At 55.8% G+C, this 23968-nt stretch carries 19 protein-coding genes and 2 pseudogenes; 10 read left to right on the top strand and 11 right to left on the bottom strand.

The features are described 5' to 3' along the window. Positions 1-4: 4 nt before the first annotated feature. Genes paaC through paaA form a run of 3 tightly spaced genes read right to left on the bottom strand, consistent with a single transcriptional unit; the run spans position 5 to position 1989 of the window. Positions 5-751, bottom strand: a complete 747-nt coding sequence (gene paaC, locus BFV63_RS10440) for a 1,2-phenylacetyl-CoA epoxidase subunit PaaC (RefSeq protein WP_023314089.1) — start codon at positions 749-751, stop codon at positions 5-7. An 8-nt stretch (positions 752-759) separates the two neighbouring features. Further along, entirely contained in the window at positions 760-1047 is a 288-nt protein-coding gene (gene paaB / locus BFV63_RS10435) for a 1,2-phenylacetyl-CoA epoxidase subunit PaaB (RefSeq protein WP_003857353.1), read from the bottom strand. Positions 1048-1059: 12 nt separating this feature from the next. Then, positions 1060-1989, bottom strand: coding sequence for a 1,2-phenylacetyl-CoA epoxidase subunit PaaA (gene paaA / locus BFV63_RS10430; protein WP_003857355.1), 930 nt, complete (start codon positions 1987-1989; stop codon positions 1060-1062). A gap of 285 nt (positions 1990-2274) precedes the next feature. Here paaA and paaZ point away from each other — a divergent pair, with 285 nt between their 5' ends. The 6 genes and pseudogenes from paaZ to BFV63_RS10405 all read left to right on the top strand — a co-directional run bounded on the left by paaZ (position 2275) and on the right by BFV63_RS10405 (position 10885). Next, positions 2275-4314, top strand: coding sequence for a phenylacetic acid degradation bifunctional protein PaaZ (gene paaZ / locus BFV63_RS10425; RefSeq protein WP_003857356.1), 2040 nt, complete (start codon positions 2275-2277; stop codon positions 4312-4314). Between the two features lie 225 nt (positions 4315-4539). After that, positions 4540-4671, top strand: a pseudogene (locus BFV63_RS23280) (type VI secretion system tube protein Hcp); the annotation flags it as partial. An 85-nt stretch (positions 4672-4756) separates the two neighbouring features. After that, positions 4757-5152 (top strand): hypothetical protein, encoded by a 396-nt coding sequence (locus tag BFV63_RS10420; protein WP_022651150.1) that lies wholly within the window; start codon positions 4757-4759, stop codon positions 5150-5152. A 159-nt stretch (positions 5153-5311) separates the two neighbouring features. Next, positions 5312-7585, top strand: coding sequence for a primary-amine oxidase (tynA, locus tag BFV63_RS10415; protein WP_057058719.1), 2274 nt, complete (start codon positions 5312-5314; stop codon positions 7583-7585). A 168-nt stretch (positions 7586-7753) separates the two neighbouring features. Further along, positions 7754-9727 (top strand): alkyl/aryl-sulfatase, encoded by a 1974-nt coding sequence (locus BFV63_RS10410; RefSeq protein WP_048240868.1) that lies wholly within the window; start codon positions 7754-7756, stop codon positions 9725-9727. A 51-nt stretch (positions 9728-9778) separates the two neighbouring features. Continuing rightward, positions 9779-10885 carry a GGDEF domain-containing protein gene (locus BFV63_RS10405; RefSeq protein WP_023324591.1) on the top strand — a complete coding sequence of 369 codons (1107 nt, stop codon included), beginning with the start codon at positions 9779-9781 and terminating at the stop codon, positions 10883-10885. Between the two features lie 39 nt (positions 10886-10924). Here the strand turns inward: BFV63_RS10405 and BFV63_RS10400 are convergent, their stop codons facing one another. After that, a complete protein-coding gene (locus BFV63_RS10400) occupies positions 10925-12424 on the bottom strand; it encodes an aldehyde dehydrogenase family protein (RefSeq protein ID WP_022651146.1) in 1500 nt (499 codons plus the stop codon). A gap of 241 nt (positions 12425-12665) precedes the next feature. Between BFV63_RS10400 and feaR the strand changes: the two genes are divergently transcribed. Beyond that, complete coding sequence (feaR, locus tag BFV63_RS10395) at positions 12666-13574, top strand: transcriptional regulator FeaR (protein WP_069597525.1); 909 nt, start codon at positions 12666-12668, stop codon at positions 13572-13574. Here feaR and BFV63_RS10390 read toward each other — a convergent pair whose 3' ends face one another. From BFV63_RS10390 to BFV63_RS10380, 3 genes are read right to left on the bottom strand one after another with little or no spacing between them, the layout of a single operon-like run. Then, on the bottom strand, positions 13575-13892 hold the full coding sequence (locus tag BFV63_RS10390) for a YdbL family probable chaperone protein (protein WP_023324590.1): 318 nt from the start codon (positions 13890-13892) through the stop codon (positions 13575-13577). A gap of 7 nt (positions 13893-13899) precedes the next feature. Continuing rightward, positions 13900-14091 (bottom strand): YnbE family lipoprotein, encoded by a 192-nt coding sequence (locus BFV63_RS10385; protein WP_003857369.1) that lies wholly within the window; start codon positions 14089-14091, stop codon positions 13900-13902. Next, the gene (locus BFV63_RS10380) at positions 14088-16727 is read right to left on the bottom strand and encodes a YdbH family protein (protein WP_023324589.1); all 2640 of its coding nucleotides are present in this window, start codon (positions 16725-16727) and stop codon (positions 14088-14090) included. The genes BFV63_RS10385 and BFV63_RS10380 overlap by 4 nt, the downstream gene beginning before the upstream one ends. A 210-nt stretch (positions 16728-16937) precedes the next feature. Here BFV63_RS10380 and BFV63_RS10375 point away from each other — a divergent pair, with 210 nt between their 5' ends. After that, complete coding sequence (locus BFV63_RS10375; protein WP_003857375.1) at positions 16938-17927, top strand: 2-hydroxyacid dehydrogenase; 990 nt, start codon at positions 16938-16940, stop codon at positions 17925-17927. A 659-nt stretch (positions 17928-18586) separates the two neighbouring features. Further along, on the top strand, positions 18587-19423 hold the full coding sequence (locus BFV63_RS10370) for an alpha/beta fold hydrolase (RefSeq protein WP_023324588.1): 837 nt from the start codon (positions 18587-18589) through the stop codon (positions 19421-19423). A gap of 87 nt (positions 19424-19510) precedes the next feature. Here BFV63_RS10370 and BFV63_RS10365 read toward each other — a convergent pair. After that, a pseudogene (locus BFV63_RS10365) lies at positions 19511-19685 on the bottom strand (GnsA/GnsB family addiction module toxin). A 309-nt stretch (positions 19686-19994) separates the two neighbouring features. Further along, the gene (locus BFV63_RS10360) at positions 19995-20273 is read right to left on the bottom strand and encodes a YdgH/BhsA/McbA family protein (protein ID WP_003857380.1); all 279 of its coding nucleotides are present in this window, start codon (positions 20271-20273) and stop codon (positions 19995-19997) included. A gap of 228 nt (positions 20274-20501) precedes the next feature. On the opposite strand from BFV63_RS10360, the gene BFV63_RS10355 reads away from it, so the two are divergent. Next, positions 20502-21092 carry a DUF4142 domain-containing protein gene (locus tag BFV63_RS10355; protein ID WP_003857383.1) on the top strand — a complete coding sequence of 197 codons (591 nt, stop codon included), beginning with the start codon at positions 20502-20504 and terminating at the stop codon, positions 21090-21092. 74 nt (positions 21093-21166) lie between these two features. On the opposite strand, the gene BFV63_RS10350 is transcribed toward BFV63_RS10355, so the two are convergent. Then, positions 21167-23263: a pyrroloquinoline quinone-dependent dehydrogenase gene (locus BFV63_RS10350; protein WP_048240872.1), complete on the bottom strand. Its 2097-nt coding sequence runs from the start codon at positions 23261-23263 to the stop codon at positions 21167-21169. Between the two features lie 10 nt (positions 23264-23273). Beyond that, on the bottom strand, positions 23274-23639 hold the full coding sequence (locus BFV63_RS10345) for a hypothetical protein (protein ID WP_022651139.1): 366 nt from the start codon (positions 23637-23639) through the stop codon (positions 23274-23276). Positions 23640-23968: the final 329 nt, after the last annotated feature.

Genomic DNA, 23968 nt, shown 5'->3' with positions numbered 1-23968 from the left:
TCCTTTACCACTGCTGGCCGGGGTAAACGCGCTGGAGATACTGCATCTCTGCCAGCATCGGCCCGAGGTGTTCGGTATGTAGCCCCTTCTTACCGCCCGTGCGATACGCCACCTCTTCGGGCACGCGGAGGGTGGCTTCCGCCAGGCCAGCAAACACTTCGCGCTCCCACGGGTCCCGCAGGTCGCGCGGATCAACCGCCACGCCGTCATCAATTAGCGCCAGCTCGACCTCGTCAGCATCGAACAGTTCAGCCGTAAAGCGCCACAGGCTATCCACCGCCTGCTGCATTTTTTGTGCGGAGGTTTCTGTTCCGTCCCCCAGCCGCACCAGCCAGCCGCGGCTAAAGCGCAGGTGATAGCGCGCCTCCTTAATGGCTTTTGCCGCGATGGCGGCAAGCTGACTGTCGCTGCTGTGGATCAGCCGCTCGTAGAGCGCCACGTTCCACGCATCCATCAGATACTGACGGGCAATGGTGTCGGCGAAGCTGCCGTTTGGCTGTTCCACCAGCAGCAAATTGCGGAACTGACGCTCATCGCGGCCATAGGCCAGGGTATCTTCATCACCCTTACCTTCCCGTTCAGCGGCGTAGGTCAGGAAATTGCGCGCCTGCCCGAGCAGATCAAGGCCGATATTGGCGAGCGCCAGGTCAATTTCCAGCTCCGGCGCGTGGCCGCACCAGGCGCCCAGACGCTGTGAGAGCACCAGACCGTTGTCGCCCAGACGCAGGGCATAAGCAGATACGTTGTTCATCCCCAACCTCACATATGCTCGATACCATCAGGGATGGTGTAAAACGTCGGATGGCGGTAGACCTTGCTTTCCGCCGGATCGAAAAACTCCCCGCTCTCTTCCGGCTGGGAAGCGACGATTTCACTCGCCTTCACCACCCAGATGGAACAGCCTTCGCTGCGGCGGGTATAGGCATCGCGCGCGTTTTCCAGCGCCATGCGGTCGTCGGCAGCGTGAAGGCTGCCTACATGCCGGTGCGACAGCCCCTGCTTCGAACGGACAAAAACTTCGTATAACGGCCAGTAAACGTTGCTCATGGTTGATTCCTCTTATGCGGCCTGGCGGGCGCGTTGTTTTTCCGCGTGGGCCAGAGCGGCTTCACGCACCCATGCGCCGTCGTCCCAGGCTTTACGTTTTGCGGCCAGACGTTCGTGGTTGCAGATCCCGCGCCCGTTGATCACCTCGTCAAATTCCTGCCAGTCGATTTCGCCGAAGCGGTAGTGGCCGCTCTCTTCATCGAAACGCAGGTCGGGATCCGGCACGGTCATGCCGAGCATCTCCACCTGAGGCACCGTGTTGTCCACGAAGCGCTGGCGAAGCTCATCGTTGCCAAAGCGTTTGATCTTCCAGGCCAGACTGCGGGCGCTGTTTGGGGAGTTGTCGTCGTTGGGTCCGAACATCATCAGCGCGGGCCACCAGAAGCGGTTGATGGCGTCCTGCAACATCTGCCGCTGGGCTTCGCTACCCTGCGCCAGCGCCATGCAGGCCTCAAAACCCTGACGCTGGTGAAAGCTCTCTTCTTTACAGATTTTCACCATCGCCCGGGCATACGGGCCGTAAGACGTACGGCACAGTGCCACCTGGTTCACAATGGCCGCCCCGTCCACCAGCCAGCCAATGACCCCGATATCGGCCCAGCTCAGGGTCGGATAGTTGAAGATGGAGGAGTATTTCATCTTGCCGTCGAGCATCTTTTGATAGATGTCCTCCCGGGCGCAGCCCAGCGTTTCCGCCGCGCTGTAAAGGTACAGGCCGTGTCCGGCTTCATCCTGCACCTTCGCCAGCAGAATGGCTTTCCGGCGCAGCGTCGGTGCGCGGGTGATCCAGTTCCCTTCCGGCAGCATGCCGACAATCTCAGAGTGGGCGTGCTGTCCAATCTGGCGGATCAGCGTCTTGCGGTAGGCATCCGGCATCCAGTCCTGCGGCTCGATGGCCGTCTCCTGTGCGATGCGTTGCTCAAAGCGTTGTTCTTGCGTCACATAACCACCTTTGTGATTCGTTAAATCACCACAAATAGCAAAATGGTGAATCATTTGGTTTCTTAAAAGTTACACAAAGGTTAAATATAACCCCAAGAAGCGTTTGTTTATTTTGTGACGACGCTCGCAAGCCTTTTCATGAAAGGCCGATGGCGCAAGGCTTTCTGTTGGTCAGGCCAAGCAATACAGATCACAACGTTAACAATTCATTAAAACTCAGCTTGATTTTTATGATTCGAGATCAAACTATTTATAGTGAAATCACGAAACATCTGGAGAGAAGAAATGCAGCAGTTAGCCAGCTTCTTGTCCGGCATCTGGCAATCAGGCCGGGGCCGCGAGCGCACCATCACCCACGCCATCAGCGGGGAAACGCTATATCAAGTCACCAGCGAAGGGCTGGATATGGCGGCCGCGCGCCGTTACGCCATTGAACACGGCGGAGAAGCGCTCCGCGCAATGAGCTTTATCGAGCGCGCCGCCATGCTGAAGGCGGTGGCCAAACATCTGCTGAGCCAGAAGGATCGGTTTTATGCCCTGTCAGCCCAGACCGGCGCGACGAAGGCTGACAGCTGGGTGGATATTGAAGGCGGTATCGGCACCCTCTTCACCTACGCAAGCCTCGGCAGCCGTGAGCTGCCGGACGATACCCTGTGGCCGGAGGATGAGCTGATCCCACTGTCGAAGGAAGGCGGCTTTGCGGCACGTCACGTGTTAACGTCGAAATCCGGCGTGGCGGTGCATATCAACGCGTTCAACTTCCCGTGCTGGGGGATGCTGGAAAAGCTCGCGCCCACCTGGCTTGCCGGGATGCCCGCCATCATCAAGCCCGCCACCGCCACCGCGCAGGTGACTCAGGCGATGGTGAAAGCGATCGTGGAGAGCGGACTGGTGCCGGACGGCGCCATCAGCCTGATCTGCGGTGGCGCGGGCGATCTGCTGAACCACCTCGACAGCCAGGACGTGGTGACGTTTACCGGGTCGGCCAGCACCGGGCAGAGCCTGCGCGTCCACCCGAATATCGTCGCACATTCCATTCCGTTTACCATGGAAGCAGATTCTCTTAACTGCTGCGTGCTGGGTGAGGACGTGACGCCGGAACAGCCGGAGTTTACGCTGTTTATCCGCGAAGTGGTGCGCGAGATGACCGCCAAAGCCGGGCAAAAATGTACCGCCATCCGCCGCATCATCGTGCCTGAAGCGCAGGTTGAAGCCGTCAGCCAGGCGCTGATTGCGCGGCTGGTGAACGTGGTCGTCGGCGATCCGGCCCAGGAAGGGGTGAAGATGGGGGCTCTCGTCAACAGTGAGCAACGTGCTGACGTGCAGGAAAAAGTCGATCATCTGCTGGCCTCGGGCTGCCAGATCCGTCTGGGTGGTAAAGCTGATTTGCAGGCGCCTGGCGCATTCTTCCCACCCACCCTGCTGTTCTGCCCGCAGCCGGACGAAACCCCGGCCGTTCACGCCACCGAAGCCTTTGGCCCCGTCGCAACCCTGATGCCCTGCCGTAACACCGAGCACGCCATGCAGCTGGCGCGGGCGGGCGGCGGCAGCCTGGCGGGAACGCTGGTTACGGCAGATACCCGCGTGGCGCGGCAGTTTATTGCTGGTGCCGCGCGCGCCCACGGACGCATTCAGATCCTCAACCAGGAATCCTCGAAAGAATCTACCGGCCACGGTTCACCGTTGCCGCAGCTGGTGCACGGTGGTCCGGGACGTGCGGGCGGCGGCGAAGAGCTGGGCGGCCTGCGCGCTGTGAAGCACTATCTTCAGCGCACAGCCATTCAGGGCAGCCCGTCCATGCTCGCCGCGATCGGTAAACAGTGGGTCCGTGGCGCGGAGGTGCAGGAAGATCGCGTTCATCCGTTCCGTAAATACTTCGAGGAGTTACAGCCGGGCGACAGCCTGCTGACCCCGCGTCGTACCCTGACGGAAGCGGATATCGTGAATTTTGCCTGCCTGAGCGGGGATCATTTCTACGCCCATATGGACAAAATTGGCGCGGCGGAGTCGATTTTTGGTGAGCGCGTGGTACACGGTTATTTCCTGATTTCCGCCGCGGCGGGGCTGTTTGTCGATGCCGGGGTTGGGCCGGTTATTGCCAACTACGGCATGGAAAACCTGCGCTTTATCGAGCCGGTCAAGCCGGGTGATACCATTCAGGTGCGCCTGACCTGTAAACGTAAAACGCTGAAGAAACAGCGCACTGCCGAGGAAAAACCCACCGGCGTGGTGGAATGGGCTGTGGAGATCTTCAACCAGCACCAGCAGGCCGTGGCGCTCTACTCCATCCTGACGCTGGTGGCGCGCCAGCAGGGTGACTTTTAATCAATGCAATGGCATTAACCTTGCTGCCTCGAGTGTTTGAGCGCATCAAAATAAGCGGAAGGTAAAACAGGGACTGGATGGCTTTGATTGATCGAACCATCCAGTCTGCCTGGTTTGGATAAGTTACAACCGGAAACACTAAGCAAGTTGACCATGTAGTTAGCATGGTTATTATTTTGCGCCGGGAATATTCCCGCATTAAATTACATGGATGATTAACAAACTATGGCAATTCCTGTTTACCTTTTCTTAACTGAAGATGGTGGGTCAAAAATTACAGGCTCGGTGGATGTTCGTTACCGTGAGGGAAGCATTGAAGTCACCGGCTTTACACACAATCTTCGCCTCCTAATTGATCCTGCCGAATTTGCAAAATTCCAGAACAATAATAATTACGGTGATGACCCAGTCGATCAGTTATGGATAAGGGCAGGAATAGATTATGCGCGACGTTCGGGTTTTTAACTGGCGAGCTGGAATTATTATCTTTATATTTCTCATATTCATTGCATACCCTTTCCGCGATCTTTTTACCGTGTATGAAAATTTGCAGGAAAAAATCAAGGTTAACGATCGTTTAACTCTTTACATCACCCAGGTTGAGACGGGATCACTGTCTAAAAACAGGTATCATATTTATCTCTTTGATGCGAAAAAAAGTCCGGAAGAATTCATGTCTAACATTAAGAATATCAATCCCGTCATGATCACCGATGATGATAAAGCTTCAGTGGCAATTAAAAATGGAGACATTTATCTTCGCGTTCGCGGTACGGTTTATTCGTTCACGACGGTAGGTTTTGATGTCCGCACGCATCTCGATAGCTCGCCTTACTGAAGCGCACTTTATCGGCCATGGGGGTGTGATGCACCCCCGCTCTTTTTTAACCTGGCAAGACTGACAAACAACCTGGCAGATGCAGGCAAACGCTTTTCGTGCGCGCCTGTCAGGATAACGCTGACACAACACAATAAACACAACAAGATGAGGTCTGCGATGGGAAGCAATTCTTCTTTTTCTGCCCGTAGAACGGCACTGGCCATGGCCGTTGCGCTCTGTTGCGCCTGGCAATCCCCTGTTTACGCTCACGGCAGCGAGGCGCATATGGTCCCGATGGACAAAACGCTTCAGGCGTTTGGCGCGGACGTGCAGTGGGATGATTACGCCCAGATGTTCACCATCGTCAAAGACGGTGCCTTTGTGAAGGTCAAACCCGGCGCAAATACCGCCATCGTTAACGGCAAACCGCTGACGCTCCAGGTGCCCGTGGTGATGAAGAACAATAAGGCGTTTATCCCGGAGACCTTTATCAACGATGTCTTTCAGTCCGATCTTGATCAGACATTCCAGGTTGAAAAAAGCCCCCACCCGTTAAACGCGCTGACGGCTGATGAAATCAACCAGGCCGTAGCAATCGTGAAAGCCTCAGCGGATTTTAAACCCAATACCCGCTTTACCCAGATTGCGCTGGCGGAGCCAGAAAAGGCCAAAGTCTGGGACTTTGTGCTTAACGGCACGGCGGTGGATGCGCCCCGCCAGGCCAATATCATCATGCTTGATGGTAAACACATCATCGAAAGCCGGGTGGATCTGAAGGAGAAAAAGATCCTCCGCTGGGAGCCGATCAAAGACGCGCACGGCATGGTGCTGCTGGATGACTTCAATACCGTGCAGCAGATCATCAATGAAAGCCCGGAGTTTGCCGCCGTGCTGAAAAAGCGCGGCATTACCGACCCGAAGAAAGTGATCACCACCCCGCTTACCGTCGGCTTTTTTGACGGCAAGGATGGGCTGAAACAGGAAGACCGCCTGCTGAAAGTGATCAGCTATCTCGACGTGGGCGACGGTAACTACTGGGCGCACCCGATCGAAAACCTGGTTGCGGTGGTGGATCTCGAGCAGAAGAAAATCCAGAAGATTGAGGAAGGCCCGGTCGTGCCGGTGCCGCTCACGCCGCGCCCTTATGATGGCCGTGACCGCGTTGAAACGGTGAAAAAACCGCTGGAGATTATCGAGCCGGAAGGCAAGAACTACACCATCACCGGGGATAGGGTGCACTGGCAGAACTGGGATTTTCATCTGAGCCTGGACTCACGCGTCGGCCCGATAATCTCCACCGTGACCTATAACGACAACGGCAAAAAGCGACAGGTGATGTATCAGGGGTCGCTCGGCGGCATGATTGTGCCGTACGGCGACCCGGATATCGGCTGGTACTTTAAAGCCTACCTGGACTCCGGCGATTACGGCATGGGTACCCTGACCTCCCCGCTCGTGCGCGGCAAGGATGTTCCGTCTAACGCCGTGATGCTCAACGAAACCATCCCGGATTACACCGGCGCGCCAATGGAGATCCCCCGGGCGATCGCCATTTTCGAGCGTTACGCCGGGCCGGAATATAAGCATCAGGAATTAGGAAAACCCAACGTCAGCACCGAACGCCGCGAGCTGGTGGTGCGCTGGGTCAGCACCGTGGGTAACTATGATTACATCTTCGACTGGGTATTCCACGAAAACGGCACTATCGGCATTGATGCAGGGGCCACGGGCATTGAAGCGGTGAAAGGCGTGCAGACGAAAACCATGCATGATGCCACCGCGAAGGATGACACCCGATACGGAACGCTGATCGACCATAATATTGTCGGTACCACCCACCAGCACATCTACAACTTCCGTCTGGATATGGACGTGGACGGCATCAACAACAAGCTGGTGGCCATGGATCCCGACGTCAAACCGAACACCGCTGGCGGACCGCGCACCAGCACCATGCAGGTTAATCAGTATGATATTGATACCGAACAGCAGGCGGCGCAGAAGTTTGACCCGGGCACCATCCGCCTGCTGAGCAATACCAGCAAAGAGAACCGCATGGGCAACCCGGTCTCATATCAGATCATCCCTTACGCGGGCGGTACACACCCGGTAGCGTCCGGCGCGAAGTTTGCCCCGGACGAGTGGATTTATCACCGCCTGAGCTTTATGGATAAACAACTGTGGGTAACGCGTTACCATCCCGACGAGATGTACCCGGAGGGAAAATACCCGAACCGTTCCACGCACGATACCGGCCTCGGCCAGTACAGCAAAGATAACGAGTCGCTGAACGACCAGGATAACGTCATCTGGATGACCACCGGCACCACCCATGTCGCCCGTGCCGAGGAGTGGCCGATAATGCCGACGGAATGGGTGCACACGTTGCTCAAGCCGTGGAATTTCTTTGACGAGACGCCAACGCTCGGCAAGAAAAAAGAGCAGAAATAACCCACCGACCGGGCGTAATGCCCGGTTTTTCATCCGCTTACTTGCTGAATTACTCTCCCCGATTATAGTTATTGTTACCTCGCTTAATCCTTTTGCATTTCTTGACACACTTTCACCAGGATTCGAAGTCTCCACAAACAACGTCACAGTTTACTGAGAGGTTTTAGGATGAGAATCAATGAGATCGTCAGGAGTCTCGCGCTGGCGGGATGTTTTATTTCTACCAGTTCCGCCTGGGCCGCAGAAGCACCTAAGGATGCCAGCGCAGCAACGCAACAGGCCAACAACGCACTCTTCAACCAGCTTCCTTTCTCCGATAACACCGATTTTACCAACGCCCACAAAGGGTTTATTGCCCCGCTGCCTCAGGAAATTATCAAAGGGGAGCAAGGCAACACCGTCTGGGATCCTCAGCAGTACGCTTTTATCAAAGAAGGCGATAAGGCGCCCGACTCGGTTAACCCGAGCTTATGGCGTCAGTCCCAGCTGATCAACATCAGCGGTCTGTTTGAAGTGACCGAAGGCGTCTACCAGATCCGTAACCTCGACCTGTCAAACATGACTATTATTGAAGGTAAAGAAGGCATTACCGTGGTCGACCCGCTGGTGTCGGCAGAAACGGCCAAAGTCGGGATGGATCTTTACTATAAAAATCGCGGTAACAAGCCTGTGGTCGCCGTTATTTACACCCACAGCCACGTTGACCACTATGGCGGCGTGCGCGGCGTGGTGGATGAAGCAGATGTGAAGTCCGGCAAGGTGAAAGTCTACGCGCCCGCCGGATTTATGGAGGCCGCCGTCGCGGAGAATATCATGGCGGGTAACGTCATGAGCCGCCGCGCCAGCTATATGTACGGCAACCTGCTGAAGCCGGATGCGAAGGGCCAGGTCGGCGCGGGTCTCGGCACCACCACCTCCGCCGGGACGGTGACCCTGATCGCCCCGACCAATATCATCGAGAAAGATGGTCAGAAAGAGGTGATCGACGGCCTGACCTATGATTTTATGCTCGCGCCGGGATCGGAAGCGCCTTCTGAGATGCTCTGGTATATCGAAGAGAAAAAGCTGATCGAGTCTGCGGAAGATGTCACCCATACCCTTCACAACACCTACTCCCTGCGCGGTGCGAAAATTCGTGAACCGCTGCCATGGTCGAAATACATCAACCAGGCAATTGTACGCTGGGGTGATAAGGCCGAAGTTATCATGGCGCAGCACCACTGGCCGACCTGGGGCAACGAGAATGTGGTTAACCTGCTGAAAAGCCAGCGCGACCTGTATCGCTACATTAACGACCAGACCCTGCGCATGGCGAATGAAGGGCTGACGCGTGACGAGATCGCCGCCAACTTCAAGCTGCCGAACTCCCTGGCCAATACCTGGGCCAACCGAGGCTATTACGGTTCAGTCAGCCATGACGTCAAAGCCACCTACGTGCTCTATTTAGGCTGGTTTGACGGCAACCCCGCGACCCTGGATGAACTGCCGCCTGAAGAAGCCGCGAAGAAATTTGTGGAGTATATGGGAGGCGCGGATGCCATCCTGAGCAAAGCGAAAACCGACTTTGACCAGGGGAACTACCGCTGGGTGGCTCAGGTGGTCAGCAATGTGGTCTTTGCCGATCCAAATAATCAGGCCGCGCGAAACCTGGAAGCGGATGCGCTGGAGCAGCTGGGTTATCAGGCTGAATCAGGCCCGTGGCGTAACTTCTACCTGACCGGCGCCCAGGAGCTGCGTAACGGCGTGGTGAAAGGACCGACCCCGAACACCGCCAGCCCGGACACCGTGCGCGCGATGACGCCAGAAATGTTCTTTGACTATCTGGCGGTGCACATTAACGGTGAAAAAGCGGCAGATGCAAAATCGGTGTTTAACATCGACCTCGGCAGCGACGGCGGTAAATACAAGCTGGAACTGGAAAATGGCGTGCTGAACCACACGGCGAACGCCGAAGCGAAAGACGCTGACGCGACCGTGACCCTCAACCGCGATACGCTGAATAAAATCATCCTGAAAGAAGTGACGCTTAGACAGGCGCAGGATAATGGCGATATCAAAGTGACCGGCGATGCCGCAAAACTCGATGCCATGCTCGGTTACATGGATAAATTTGAATTCTGGTTTAACATTGTGACCCCGTAAAGGCAGCACTCGCGGGCGGAGGTTCCGCCCGCTCAAGGAAAATTCTCTTCAATGGAAAAAAGACATCCAGCCACACCCGAACCTGCGACATGGCCTACCCGTAAATCAATGGTTGTTCACGGGCTGGCCGTGAACCTGCCGTGGCTCGCCTTTGTGAATGCCAGCTTTGCCCTTATGGTCCTGCTGCGCAATTCGCTTTTCGGCCATATCGATGCCCTCCTGCACATCAGCCCGCCTCTGCGGCAGATGATAGACGCCTCCATGCTTGGGGTAGTCATCCTTTCCGTGGCGCTGGTAATAATGGCCTGGCGCCACATCCGCGGCGTCAGCGCGGTGCTGTTAATGTGTAGCCTGCTATGGTCGATAAGTTGTTACTGGTTTATCAACGTGATACAGCTTCCTCATCCCTGGCCGATATTCGTTACCCTGCTGATGGCCGGTATGACCGCGCTCTATTTTCACCCGGTGGCACTGCTCTGCTTCACCGTTCCGCTATGGATAAGCCTGCCCGTTGCCAGCATGCTGCTGAATCAGGAAATTAATTATCGCTTCGCCGGGCTGTGGGTGGTGTTCACCTTCATTCTCGTGTGCGGGCGCTATATCCTGTTGAGCTGGTTTGAAGAGGCGTGGCGTCGCAACCAGCAGAATCAGCGTTTAATTTCGCGGCTGGATGCGCTGGCCCATCAGGATCCGCTGACGAAAACGGCCAACCGGCGGGCGATGGAGCTGGTGCTGGAAAACGCCGTGGAGCAAGGCAAACGCTTCGCGGTGCTGATGCTGGATGTCGATTACTTCAAACTGTATAACGACACCTATGGTCACCAGGCAGGAGACGCGTGTCTCGCGAGGGTGGCAGAGGTGCTGAACACCTCGGTGCGCACGCCAGAGGATGTGGTTTCGCGCTACGGTGGTGAGGAGTTCGTCGTGATCCTCTTTGACTGTGAAGAAAGCGTTGCTGAGAAAGTCGCCGCGCGGATCCAGGCTGGCCTGCGCACCGCAGCCATTGCGCACAGCGCGTCGAAGGTGAGTGAATGTGTGACGGTGAGTATGGGCATTGCCGGCTATACCCCAGGACTGGCCGGCCCGGAAATCATCGCCCGCGCCGATGCGGCGCTGTATCGGGCGAAGGAGGCCGGGCGGGATCGGTGGTCGCGTTAAATAATGCCGGGTGGCGGCTACGCCTTACCCGGCGTTTTATTAATACCGCACACACACCGACTTAGTTTCACACCAGCCATCCAGCCAGTCGGGGCCGAAATCGCGCCCGGTGCCAGACTGCTTCATGCCGCCGAACGGCAGGTTGGCGTCTATCAGCGTGTGGCTGTTCACCCACACGGTTCCGGCCTGTAACCTGTCGGTATACGCCAGCGCTTTACTGATGTTCTGCGTCCAGACGCTGGCCGTTAAGCCATATTCAGTGTCGTTCGCCAGCTGAAGCGCCTCTTCCCCGTCGTCCACACGAACCAGGTTCACCACCGGCCCGAAGACCTCTTCACGCGTCAGGCGCAGATGATTATCCGGGTTGACCACCAGCGTTGGCGAAACGTAATAGCCTTTACCGTCTGGCCCCCGGTTCCCGGCGATCAGCTCCGCATTGTGCGCCTTCGCCTCATCCAGGAACGCCTGAACCTTATCGCAATGGGCGCGCGACACCAGCGGGTTGATAAACGCATCCGGCGACATGCCCGGCCCGACGCTCAGAGATTTCACGGCCTGTTCAAAGCCGCTGACCAGCGTGTCGAACAGCGGAGCCTCAATATAAATACGCGAGCTGGCCGCGCAGACCTGCCCCTGATTCAGGAAGCTGCCGGTCATCAGCCCTTCAATTACCCACGCCGGATCGGCGTCTTTCAGCACGATGGCCGGGTTTTTGCCGCCCAGCTCCAGCGTCACGCCCGTTAGCGTATCCGCAGCCACGCGGGCAATCTGCTTGCCCGTCGCCGTCGAACCGGTAAAGCTTACTTTGGCAATGCGCGGGTGCGAGGTTAGCGCCGCGCCACAGACGGCGCCACTACCGGTCACCACGTTGAACACGCCATCCGGGATCCCCGCCTCGCTCGCCAGTTCCGCCACCCGTAACAGGGTGAGCGGCGTGGTTTCCGAGGGTTTGATCACGATGGAGCAACCTGCCGCCAGCGCGGGCATTACTTTCCACATGCCAATCATCAGCGGGAAGTTCCACGGCACAATCCCCGCCACGACTCCCACCGGCTCTTTACGCGTCCACGCCTGATAACGCGCGCCCTGCGGCAGTGGAATCGAGAGATCGAGGGTTTTACCGGCAATTTTGGTGGTCAGCCCTGCCGTGTAGCGCATCCAGTTCAGGGTGCATCCCACCTCGAAGGCGCGGGAGATGTTAATGGATTTCCCCTGCTCCAGGGTTTCGAGCTGTGCCAGCTCTTCGCCATGCTGTTCCACCAAATCGGCAAACCGCAGCAGGATGCGTTCCCGCTCTGCCGGCAGACGCCCTGCCCAGCTTCGGGCGACAAAGGCGCGCCAGCCAGACATCACCGCACGATCGACATCATCGACGCTGGCATCGGCGGTGGAGGCAATAACCTCTCCGGTCGCCGGGTTGTAGACGTTCAGACGCTTTTCGCTGTCGGATGCCGCCTGACGCCCTTCAATCCACAGGCCGTGCTGGCGATCTAAAAACTGCTGCACGCCTGGCAGGATGGCGACGTGTGATTCGGACATAGGATACTCCTTCGTTATGCTTCGCAGGGTGTGTATGCAGTCTAAGAGGGGAATCGCATTCCTGCTTTTGTCTGTGTGACATTCGCTTTGTCAGCTGTGACAGGCTCCGCAAATCGTGATAATTCCCACTTATATCGCTGTAACCGTTGAGTGTTCTTTCCTATAGTCAGCCTCGTAGCCCTGACAAAATGCAACATAAATGCAACAATGCGAAAACAGTGACGGTGCAGCGAGAACATCAATGGCGTGTGCAAGCGAACAGGACAATTTTCAGCAGTGGCTGGCGCAAATTAACCAGGTTTGTGGGCGCTTTGCGGCACGTCCGTTAGAGGGGGCGTTTCTCGGCGAACTGGAAACCAGCTATACCCAAAGTCTGAAGCTGAGCACGGTGACCGCCGCAGGCGTTAACCTTTTTCGCACCCGTCAGGAGATCAAAAACGGCAACGACGCCTGGTTCTACACCGTGTTTCAGCTGGAAGGCAGCGCCGGAATCGAACAGGACAACCAGCGCGCGATGCTGAAAGCCGGGGATATCACGCTGATTGACGCCTCCCGCCCGTGCTCCATTTACTGGCAGGAGCGTTCCCGCCAGATTTCGCTGCTGCTCCCGCGACAAATCATTGAGCAACACGCGCGTTTTCAGGAAGTGAGGTGCGCGCTGCCCCTCTCCCGCAGTCTGCCTACCGTACAGCTGAGCTACCGACTGCTACAGGAGAGCATGGGCAATGCCGATCTCAGCGCCAGCGAAAGCGAAGCGGCGCTGGAGGCGATGGTGTGTCTGCTGCGTCCGGCCTTCCAGCAGCAACACGAGGTGCTGCCGCGCAAGGAGCGTCAGTTCCGCCACGTTCTGTCCCTGATTGATGATCATATTCAGTCAGAGGCGTTAAGACCGGAGTGGATAGCTTCAGAGAGCGGCATGTCCGTGCGGAGCTTGTACCGCATGTTTGCCGGGAAAGGGCTGGTGGTGGCGCAGTATATTAAGAACCGTCGCCTCGATTTATGCGCTCAGGCGCTGCGTTCCATCAGCGATGACGAAAAGCTGGCGGGCATTGGCTACAGCTGGGGCTTTACCGACCATAGCCATTTTTCCACCGCCTTTAAACAGCGTTTAGGGGTTTCGCCGGGCGAATACCGTAAGCGTTACCGTTAGTTACTTTTTTAGCCACTTGCCGTTAATCCCCTTCACGTATTCACCCGGCTGGGCGCGCGCCACCAGCTTTTGTCCCGCCATTTTCGCCACTTCGTCGACGGGCAAATTATTGCTGTCAGCTAACTGCTGGTAACTTTCCGTGCGTGCGGCGTTGATACGGCTCACCAGCGCCAGGGTTTCAGCGTCGTGCTGAACGGGCGCAAGATAGCCGCTCAGGGTTTCCCCTACGCGCCCCTGGACACGTGCATCGTTGAGCGTAAGCGTGGCGGCGTGAACGTTCATCCCCAGCGCCAGTAACATCAGAGCTAATCGTTTCATGGCATCCTCAGAACAGATCGCTGCGGGATTTCAGCAGGGCTTCAACGTCTTTATCCACCTTGATATGGATTTCATGCTCAATTTTCACGTTCATGTTGATAGTGATCGGCTCTTTGGGCGCCGCCACTTCAATGCGCGGCGTGCAGCCTGACAGCAGCGCGACGACGGCCACGGTGAGTACACCAGCCCTCTTTTTCATTGTTGTTCCTCACTTTCCTTGCCTGTCGAACCGCGGAGAAGGGGTATCGCCGCATGTTGCTCAAACCATGTTTGCAGATTGTCCCCAAAGCGCAGGCTGCGCCAGAGGGTAAAAATGTTCTCTTCATGGGTGTAATTCAGGTTTACGAAACTGCTTTTGCCCTCGACGCGGCTGGTGCCTTTAATGGCCGCCTGCATGGTTAACACACCCAGATTATCCACATTGAGTTTTGTCCACGACTGCGAAATTTCCATATAGCGGAGCCAGTTGATCGCCGCCCCGGCAACCACGTTGTCTTTCACAATGGCATCCGCCGTGTCCTGGTCGATGCGCAGCGTCATCGGCCCCGGGTTGGTCAGCCAGCCATCTTTAATGATCCATTTTTCATTGTCCAGCCAGAACGGCAGCGCGCCGCTCACCGGGCCGGACATGGCAAACTGCTTCGGATTCACCGCGCTTATCAGTTCGCTGGAGGAAATATTATCCACGCGTAGTAAAGCCGGATCGTGCTGCGGCATTCTCAACTGCTGCATGGTGATTTTCCCGCCGAGCGCTTCCACCTTCACGTTGGTGAGCAGGAGCGGGTTCGCTTCGGTCCAGGGATAATCGCCCTGGAGATCCGCGGTGATATTTCGGGCTGTGACCAGGTTTTTTACCTCGTCGATTCGTAACGTTACCGGCCCGCGCGTGCCCAGCGACCAGGTACCCTGGCTTAAGCGGAACGGCAGAACAAAATCAACGCCGTTGATTTCGTTATCCGGCATCCACGCGCTGCCCGCTTTCAGCACCCCGTGCCCCCCGGCCTCAAACCCCTGATCGGAGGCCGCTGAGAAAGCCACCTGTGCGTACATTTCGCCGCCGCGCAGGGTCATTTTCCAGTCTGGCGGGATCAACGGCTGGAACACCGTAAGAGACTGTTTTGGCCACCAGGCCTTACCGCGAAGGCGTTCGCCATCCCAGCGTCCATTCACCTGGACCGGGCCGATGTCGTCCGCATGCAGGTTCCCTTTAAACTGGAACACCGTCGGGTCTGTCCCGTCAACGCTGAAGGTCAAAACGGACGGCGGCAGCACGCTTCCGCCCGAGAAGCTTGTTTGCCCGGCATTGAGCGCGAGCGCGCCGCTAAAGGTGGGGTTATCCGGGTCCCGCGACCAGCGCACCGGGTGATCCAGCACCAGGCGCGGCTTGCTGACCAGCATCGTACCGTACTGCAATTTGTCGAACCCCGTGGAAAGATCGGTCAGTTCGATAACGTTGTCGCGCCACTCCCCGGTTCCCCGGACATCCCAGCGCGCGTTCATCGGCGTGAAATTCCCTTTACCCCAGTAGCGCCACTGCCACAAACCGTTGTCCGGTAAAAAGTCGTTAGCCTGGCCGTCCAGATGCAGTTCAAAATCGCCCATCTCGTTTTCATGCGCCCGCAGAATGGCTTGCAGGCGGCCGTCCACGCCCTTCTGCGTGAGCTTCACGCCTGCCAGCGGCCAGCGGATCTCATCGATATCCAGCGAGTCGATGATGCGCCCGCGCGAGCGCAATAATGCGCCGGGTTCAAACGTAAGCTGCGGATCGTAAAGGCTGCCGGTCAGCTTCGCCGGGAGTCTGGCATACAGGATCAGATCGTTTTGCTTGGCTTCCCCGCTCAGGTGCAGCGGCATAGCGCTGTTTTCCATACTGAGCGAGCCGGGACCGATATTCAGCACCGCGTTGCCCTTCCCCGCATCCCCCTGGGTCAGCACGTTGAGCCGCCCTGTGAAGGTGGCTTTCTCCAGCCCCTGCTGCCAGTTATCCACTTTCAGCCCGACGCGACCGCTCATCGGCATACCGGAGGCTGACCAGTTCCAGCGTCCGTCGCTGACGGTTAACTGCTGAGCGGTGATCTGCCACGGTAAATCGAGCAGTGGATCGGGGTTGTCCCGCGCCATGACCACCAGCTGGCCCTGATTGTCCTCCCAGTCCAGATCGGCATCGACCAGCGAGGATAACTGTGGCACGTTAAAGGTCGCGACCGTATGCCCTTTCACCGGCACGCCGTCCGGTACCAACGGCAGGGTAAATTCACCGATCAGCTTCACGGGCTGCGGCTGATCCGGCAGTTGCACATCGAACTGGCTGATGGAGAGCGTCTGGCCGCGCAACTGCCCCTTAATGCTCACCTGCTCGCCGTTATAAGTGATGTCCTGGCGGGCTGGCGTGAGTGAAGCATGCAGCTCACCCTCCCACTGCTGCCAGGGAGAAAGGGTAAAGCGGTGGATGGTCAGCCAGGTGTTGGGCAGGATGGCCTGCCACTGCGCCAGCGTTTTCGGCGCCACCGTTGAGGACGCTGACTGCGGTAATTTGCTCAGGCAGACAGAGTTAAGTTCAAGTGCGCCAATATCCAGATCCCAACGGCTGGGGTGTGACAGGGTCACGTTTTCCACGCGGGCAATTTCGCACTCTTCTACCAGATAGCGTAGATCGGGGATGATCAGGGCGTGGCGCGTGAGCCGTGGGCTTTCTTCAAACGCGATGCGCGTTCCAACAGGGAGCCAGATCCCGGCGAGCGTGGGTACCCACTGGGCGAGCGTCATCAGCAGCGTCAGCGGCACGAGTAATAGCAGCAGTAATAGCGCGATTGCGGCTTTGTATTTACCCTTCATGGGCAGTTAATATCCTGATTTTGCGAAAAAAATAAGCCGTACTTGCCGCTCATTGTCGCATGTTTAGCCAGTCAGTTGAAGGTAATGCCATTTTTAAGAGTAGATGCTCTACAATAATTCATAGAACTTATTGATTTCAATGAATTTTGAAAAATTGTAAGATAATTTTAAACATGCTAACGTGGTTCCAAAATCACTGGAGAAAGTCTTATGAAACTCGCGGTATATAGCACAAAGCAGTACGACAAAAAGTATCTGCAACATGTTAACGAGACGTACGGTTTCGATCTTGAATTTTTCGACTTTCTGCTGACTGAAAAGACGGCTAAAACCGCTCACGGCTGCGAAGGCGTGTGTATCTTCGTTAACGACGACGGTAGCCGACCGGTGCTGGAAGAGTTGAAAAAACAGGGCGTGAAATACATTGCCCTGCGCTGCGCGGGCTTTAACAACGTCGATCTCGATGCCGCCAAAGAGCTGGGTCTGAAGGTCGTTCGCGTCCCAGCCTATTCTCCGGAAGCCGTGGCTGAACATGCCGTCGGGATGATGATGTCGCTCAACCGTCGTATTCACCGTGCCTATCAGCGTACCCGTGATGCTAACTTCTCTCTGGAAGGGCTGACCGGCTTTACCATGTACGGTAAAACCGCAGGCGTGATTGGTACCGGCAAAATTGGTGTGGCCGCCCTTCGCATCCTGAAAGGATTTGGCATGCGCCTGCTGGCGTTTGATCCGTACCCTAGCGCCGCTGCGCTGGAGCTGGGCGTGGAGTATGTCGATCTGAAAACGCTCTTCTCGCAGTCTGATGTTATCTCCCTGCACTGTCCGTTGACCCCGGAAAACTATCACCTGCTTAACCAGTCGGCGTTCGACCAGATGAAAGACGGCGTGATGATCATCAATACCAGCCGCGGTGGACTGATCGACTCTCAGGCCGCTATCGAAGCGCTGAAAACGCAAAAAATTGGCGCGTTGGGTATGGACGTGTATGAGAACGAACGCGATCTGTTCTTTGAAGATAAATCTAACGACGTGATTCAGGACGACGTGTTCCGTCGCCTGTCGGCCTGCCACAACGTGTTGTTCACCGGCCACCAGGCGTTTCTGACCGCCGAAGCGCTGATCAGTATATCGGAAACCACGCTGGGGAATTTACAGCAGCTTGATAAGGGCGAAGCGTGCCCTAACGCGATCGTTTAAGACCGTCAGGCCGGGTGGCGGTAACCTCTGCCCGGCCAATAACAAGCCCATCAGAAAAATAAGCACAGGTTAACTATTAAGACGGGTAACGTTCATCGTAAATATAACAATCAAGGATATGACTGTTCCGGTGTGACCATGTCAGAATGAGACTCTGATGAAGGCTGCGTGATTTGCTGCACTATCGTAACCAGTTGTTCAAAAACAGCTCTCATTTGCGTCGGGTAGGTTAAAGACAACCAGGTTGCCAGCACTGCTCCAGCCAAAAAGCCCAACTTCATACACCATCCCTAATAAATTCAGCGAGATACAAGCTTTAACGTATGTGTGGTGCCGGGTGCCTCCCGGTGAGTCGTTGGTCAGCCACCTTGACCCGCTACTGATTGCCTAAGCTACACGTGCTGTTTAGCCCCTCCGCACAGGGGGATTCACCACGCGAGAAAAATAACACAGTGCCCCGGCTGGTTTAGGGGATATTTCGTTTAAAAATAAATAATGACCATACAAAATTAATCTATAACTGTTTTCAGGAACCCTTCTACACTTTAAGCGGATATATCAGTAATAAGATTAATATAAGTCAGTTTTATTACGTCCCTAAATGCTGGGCTATTTACTTAGCCTTTACACATGTTGCCATTAGCAGAGGAGTCTGAAATATGGCATTCGTAACAACGAAAGATGGTGTCAGTATTTATTACAAAGACTGGGGTCCGAAGGATGCGCAGCCGATCGTTTTCCATCACGGCTGGCCGCTGAGCGCCGATGACTGGGATAACCAGATGCTCTTTTTCCTTGCAGAAGGCTTCCGCGTCATCGCCCTCGACCGTCGTGGTCATGGTCGTTCCGATCAGGTGAGTGAAGGTCATGATATGGATCATTATGCCTCCGACGCCTCGGCCGTGGTCGAAAGCCTTGATTTGCGTAATGCAGTGCACGTCGGCCACTCCACCGGCGGGGGCCAGGTCGCCAGATACGTTGCGAAGTACGGCCAGCCTCAGGGGCGGGTGGCCAAAGCGGTACTGGTCAGCGCCGTTCCTCCGCTGATGGTAAAATCAGACGCTAACCCCGGCGGAACGCCCATTGAGGTGTTTGACGGCTTCCGCCAGGCGCTGGCCGCTAACCGCGCCCAGTTTTACCTCGACGTCGCCAGCGGTCCTTTCTATGGATTTAACCGAGACGGAGCAGAGGTTTCGCAGGGCACAATTCAGAACTGGTGGCGTCAGGGAATGATCGGTAGCGCCAAAGCCCACTATGAAGGCATTAAGGCGTTTTCAGAGACCGACCAGACGGACGATCTTAAAGCCATTACGGTTCCCGTCCTTGTGTTGCAGGGTGATGACGATCAGGTCGTCCCCTATAAAAATGCCGCCCTTCTACAGGATAAGCTGCTCGCAAACAGCGAACTCAAAATTTATCCAGGCTTCCCGCATGGGATGCATACCACGCATGCAGATACCATAAACGCCGATATACTGACATTTATTCGCTCATAAAGACGATGATTATCCATAATACAACCGGGCATCACGCCCGGTTTTGTATTGCGGCAAGAATTGAGCAACCATTTCAGGAAGAAACGCCTACAGGAGTTTGATTTTTACTTCGTACCCCTCGAGGCCCGTCATGGCCTCACGAGCGATAAACTCTATTTCAGAAACTTCCTGCCCTGTTTTTTTTTCGTAACTCTGCAATTTTTTTGGCTATAAGCGCTGAAATCTCTTCCTCTGCCTTTTGTGTCAGTGCGTCAACTTTCATCTTTACCTCTTACGACCGTTAACTGTATCCATTCTCTAAATGGTTTTAACCATAACCCTTTGTAAAGCGTAGACTATCTGCGTTACGTATGCTGCATTAACCTTAAGATGAGCAGCATGATGGAGCCGTCACATTTAAACATGCATTTATGTTGCATTATTTGAACAAGCTGTTATTGTCCCAAAGCCTTAGAGCACATAAACATAAGAAAAGTTTTGACTTAAACTCGCCCCGCATCAGGGGCATTTTTTTTGGCTGTCTGTAAACAAAAAACCCGCCAGAAGCGGGTTTTTGTGGTATTCGAGAAAATTATTTAAAGACTTCTGCGACGGCCTGGAAGTTAGGGCCATGCTCGCGGGCAGCGATAATGACGTAGTACTTCCCGCCCTTCTCGTCTGCCAGTTTTGAGAGTTTTTGATGAAGATCTGAAGGTGAAGAAATTTGTCCACCTGAAGCCCCTACAGATACATTACCAAGGTATTCAAGTTTGAAGTGGTGCGCTTCATCCTTGGAAATCATATCTGCCGCAGATGCGCCGAAGCTTGCTACTGTTAAAGCCAATACACTCCCTAATAGTGCTTTTTTCATATCATTCCTCCTGTTGATGAATCTATATATTTAACATTAGCACCAAATATGTAAATGATCCGTATCAATATTGTAGAAGAATTGAGCATCACGACCAGCCATCACTGACCTGAACGGCGGGTGCAGCAGTTTCATCTACTATACTGACCCTTGTAGTGAGCATTTATCTGTCCGGTTGCGCCTGAAGCAACCGAAACTTACCTGTACCATGACCATCAGGAGAACAATATGCACACGAGTAAAACCCTGAAAAGGCTGCTAGCCGTATCAGCAGTTGCAGCAATGTTCAGCACCGTTGGCGTACAAGCCCAGACGACAAGCGCCGCACAAACTCAAACTGCGGGCAAGGCTCAACCGGACGCCAGACTCAGCTCCGGCGACGAGAAAGCGTTGAAGGACATGGCGCAGGCCAATATCAACGAAGTCGCCGCCGCCAGGCTCGCCCTGGACAAGGCCCAAAGCAGTGAAGTGAAAACATTCGCTCAGAAAATGGTCGACGATCACGGCGCCGCGCTGACCAAAGTCCAGACCGTTGCCCAGAAAAAGGGCGTGGAGCTGCCGACCGAACCAGACGCCGCGCATAAAGCCCTGAACTCAAGGCTGGAAAACCAGCGTGGTGACGCTTTTGACAAAATGTATATGGAATATGCTGGCGTGAAGGACCACGAGAAGGTGCTGTCGAAGCTTAAGAGCGACGCCAGTAAAATCGACGATCCGGATGTGAAGGCTCTGGCCAACGAGCACACGCCGGTCGTTGAGCAGCATCTGAAGTCCGCCGAGCAGATGTCAACCCACTCCGGCGCATCAGCCGATAAATAACGCTTCGGTAAAACGACAATTGCAAAACAAAATGGGGCCCGCAGGCCCCACGCTTATTTCCCCTTCCTGATGAATTATTCCGGCAAGGCGTAGACCACCACCTGATCGCCCACCTGATCCTTCAGGATCGTATTCCCGCCAGCCACGAAGGCCACATACTGGCGACCTTTATATTCATAGACTGACGGGTTCGCTACTGCCGGCGCTTCTGCCTGATCGGACCACAGCTCTTCACCGCTCTCGACCGAGTAGGCACGCACTTTGGCATCCATTGAAGCACCGATGAAGATCACGCCACCCGCCGTCACTGCCGGGCCACCAATGGTAGGTGAACCCCAGCTCTCCGGCATGAAGAAGCCATACTGCTGGGAGGCGCCAACCGGACGACGCCATTTCACATCGCCCGTATGCATGTCCAGCGCCACGATTTCGCCAAACGGCGGCTGCCAGCACGGCATGCCCAGCCAGTTGCTCGCCACCAGCAGACGCATACCGTACGGGGCGCCTTCCTGTGGGGCAAAGCCGCTTTCGTTACCGGAGTCTTTGTCTGCGTTATCGTAATCTTCGCGGCTGTAGAGCTTCACGTACTGGACGATATGCGAGGTGTTGACGATGGCGATCTGTTTTTGCGGATCGAACGCCACCCCACCCCACTGTACGCCGCCCGCGCTATCAGGATAGGTTAGCGTGCCTTCGCCCTTTGTGGTCGGCGGAGTATACATTCCCTCATAGGTCAGGTTATCCCACAGACGGGAGCACTGGCCGCCACCGACGATATCCGCCAGCTTCCAGATTTCCGGTTTTTTCGACTGGTCGAGCAGCGGCGCGGGTTTGGTCGGGAACGGCTGCGTGGGCGAGAGAACTTCACCCTGAACCGAACCATCACCCTGCGGAACCGGACGTTCTTCGATTGGCCATACGTCCTCCCCCGTCAGGCGGTTAACCACGAACAGGAAACCCTGCTTGGTGGCCTGAATCAGCGCCGGGATCTGCTTGCCGTCTACGGTGATGTCCATCAGCGTCGGGGCGGAGTTAATATCGTAATCCCAGACGTCGTGGTGTACCCATTGACGGGACCAGACCACTTTACCGGTGTTGATGTCCAGCGCGGTGGTCGAGGTGCCAAGCGGAATAGCGTCCACGCGGTTGCCGCCCCAATAGTTGGGAGATGGCGATGAAACCGGGAGATAGACCAGCCCGTTGGCCTCATCGGCGGACATGTGCGTCCAGACGTTGGCGGTACCGGTACGCTTGCGGATCTCTGCCGGGATCGCCTCAAAGGTCCATTCAAGCTTACCGGTCTGGGCGTTGACTGAAAATACGGTGCCCGGAGGGGCTTCGGCATAGGCCCAGTCCTTCCCGGCCCAGCCCACCAGCAGATGGTTGCCGACAACGGTTGGCGGTTGCAGGACAGAGAGCGGATACTTCGCGTTAACGGTATTCCACTGGTTCAGATCCAACACGCCGTTATTCGCAAAGCCGCTGCAAGGTTTGCCTGAATCGGCGTCCAGCGCAAAGAGCTTGCCGTCAACGGTGCCCATATAAACCATCTTCTGGCATGCCTCTCCGCTCACCGGATTTTTGGCCTGCCAGTAGGAAACGCCGCGGTTTTTCAGCACTGGCTGGGTCAGCGCCTTGCGCGACGATTTCGTGTCATAATGCCACTTCTCTTTACCCGTCCCCGGATCCAGCGCAATCAGGCGATCGAATGGCGTGCCAATGTAGAGCGTATCGTTGGCGAAAATGGGCGTTGCGGACCAGACGGTGGCTGGCGTATCGCCTTTACCATCCGAGACGTCGCCGGTATGGAATTCCCAGACTTTCGTTAATTTCCCGACATTATCCGCCGTAATTTGGGTCAGGGGGCTGTATTTCTGCGCGTTAAGCTGGCCGTGGAAGCTGTCCCAGGTGGGCGTGCCGGGCACCAGCGGCGTCGCGGGCTGGCTGGCCGAGGCGACTTTCTTTCCGTCACCGCTGCCGGTTGAGGCATCGTCGGTGGTTTTTGTGGTTCCGGGTGCCTGCTGATCGGCGGCATCAATGTTAAGCGATTCCTGGGTCCCCTGAGAGGCCTCAGTGGCCTTATCCTGCGCCTGTAGCGCGAGCGGAGCGACCAGCAGCGCCAGCGCCGTCATTCTGACTTTTATGAAGGGATAATGCTTATCGTTGTGCACGGGCGGCTCCTCAGCTTCTGACGCGATGGTTGTAACGGGCGGAATGGCTGCTCAGCATAATCAGACCTATCAGGCCGACCACCATGGCTGCCGTTATGATGTACTGGTGCAGCAGCGCGGCGGCAAAACCAATACCCGCCAACACCACCAGGGTGACAATAATCAGGAAAACGCGCGCCCCGCGACGCGATGCCGCGCGTAGCATAACGGTCAGGATCGCCAGCACTACGCTGGCAATGACCACGCCCAGTGCGCCAATGGTGCCAGTGACGCCGGTAAGCGGCGTCCACCAGGCGTATAGCGCCACCGCGAAGGCTATTATCGCGGTCAGCAGCAGCAACATGCTACCGACCCGCGAGGATTGAGAATGCAACATACCAGGAATCCCCCTCTAAAAATGCAAAATTGACCATTATTAAGGCGTTTTCGTGGATATATGCCCCTGCTGCCCGCTGCTATTAAGGCAACGCGACGTGTGGAGCGGCGGCATATTTCACTAAACGTAACTGAGTATAGAAGAGGATTTTTTTATGGGGCGTTTAATAGCAGGCATACGACGCCTTTTGCCCCTTCGCCACCATAAAGATAGCGTTATGTTACAAGACAGTTCGAAAGCTACGAGCAGGTTACGTGATTGTCTATATCCTGTTTTTTAATTTGAGGCATGACGGGATAATTCTCCGCCCAATAAAATAATTAAATAAG

The sequence above is a fragment of the Enterobacter hormaechei subsp. xiangfangensis genome, from assembly GCF_001729785.1.
GTDB classification, from domain to species: Bacteria; Pseudomonadota; Gammaproteobacteria; order Enterobacterales; family Enterobacteriaceae; genus Enterobacter; species Enterobacter hormaechei_C.
The sequence above is the reverse complement of the archived record's forward strand: the minus strand, read 5'-3'. Positions and strand labels throughout refer to the sequence as shown.

What these genes read in the sequence shown, in the direction of transcription:
- tynA (WP_057058719.1), top strand. Translation starts at nt 5,312, where the DNA reads ATGGGAAGCAATTCTTCTTTTTCTGCCCGTAGAACGGCACTGGCCATG.
- BFV63_RS10420 (WP_022651150.1), top strand. Translation starts at nt 4,757, where the DNA reads ATGCGCGACGTTCGGGTTTTTAACTGGCGAGCTGGAATTATTATCTTT.
- BFV63_RS10360 (WP_003857380.1), bottom strand. Translation starts at nt 20,273, where the DNA reads ATGAAAAAAGCACTATTAGGGAGTGTATTGGCTTTAACAGTAGCAAGC.
- BFV63_RS10400 (WP_022651146.1), bottom strand. Translation starts at nt 12,424, where the DNA reads ATGTCCGAATCACACGTCGCCATCCTGCCAGGCGTGCAGCAGTTTTTA.
- feaR (WP_069597525.1), top strand. Translation starts at nt 12,666, where the DNA reads ATGGCGTGTGCAAGCGAACAGGACAATTTTCAGCAGTGGCTGGCGCAA.
- paaC (WP_023314089.1), bottom strand. Translation starts at nt 751, where the DNA reads ATGAACAACGTATCTGCTTATGCCCTGCGTCTGGGCGACAACGGTCTG.
- BFV63_RS10390 (WP_023324590.1), bottom strand. Translation starts at nt 13,892, where the DNA reads ATGAAACGATTAGCTCTGATGTTACTGGCGCTGGGGATGAACGTTCAC.
- BFV63_RS10405 (WP_023324591.1), top strand. Translation starts at nt 9,779, where the DNA reads ATGGAAAAAAGACATCCAGCCACACCCGAACCTGCGACATGGCCTACC.
- BFV63_RS10380 (WP_023324589.1), bottom strand. Translation starts at nt 16,727, where the DNA reads ATGAAGGGTAAATACAAAGCCGCAATCGCGCTATTACTGCTGCTATTA.
- BFV63_RS10385 (WP_003857369.1), bottom strand. Translation starts at nt 14,091, where the DNA reads ATGAAAAAGAGGGCTGGTGTACTCACCGTGGCCGTCGTCGCGCTGCTG.
- paaB (WP_003857353.1), bottom strand. Translation starts at nt 1,047, where the DNA reads ATGAGCAACGTTTACTGGCCGTTATACGAAGTTTTTGTCCGTTCGAAG.
- paaZ (WP_003857356.1), top strand. Translation starts at nt 2,275, where the DNA reads ATGCAGCAGTTAGCCAGCTTCTTGTCCGGCATCTGGCAATCAGGCCGG.
- BFV63_RS10345 (WP_022651139.1), bottom strand. Translation starts at nt 23,639, where the DNA reads ATGTTGCATTCTCAATCCTCGCGGGTCGGTAGCATGTTGCTGCTGCTG.
- BFV63_RS10370 (WP_023324588.1), top strand. Translation starts at nt 18,587, where the DNA reads ATGGCATTCGTAACAACGAAAGATGGTGTCAGTATTTATTACAAAGAC.
- BFV63_RS10375 (WP_003857375.1), top strand. Translation starts at nt 16,938, where the DNA reads ATGAAACTCGCGGTATATAGCACAAAGCAGTACGACAAAAAGTATCTG.
- BFV63_RS10355 (WP_003857383.1), top strand. Translation starts at nt 20,502, where the DNA reads ATGCACACGAGTAAAACCCTGAAAAGGCTGCTAGCCGTATCAGCAGTT.
- BFV63_RS10410 (WP_048240868.1), top strand. Translation starts at nt 7,754, where the DNA reads ATGAGAATCAATGAGATCGTCAGGAGTCTCGCGCTGGCGGGATGTTTT.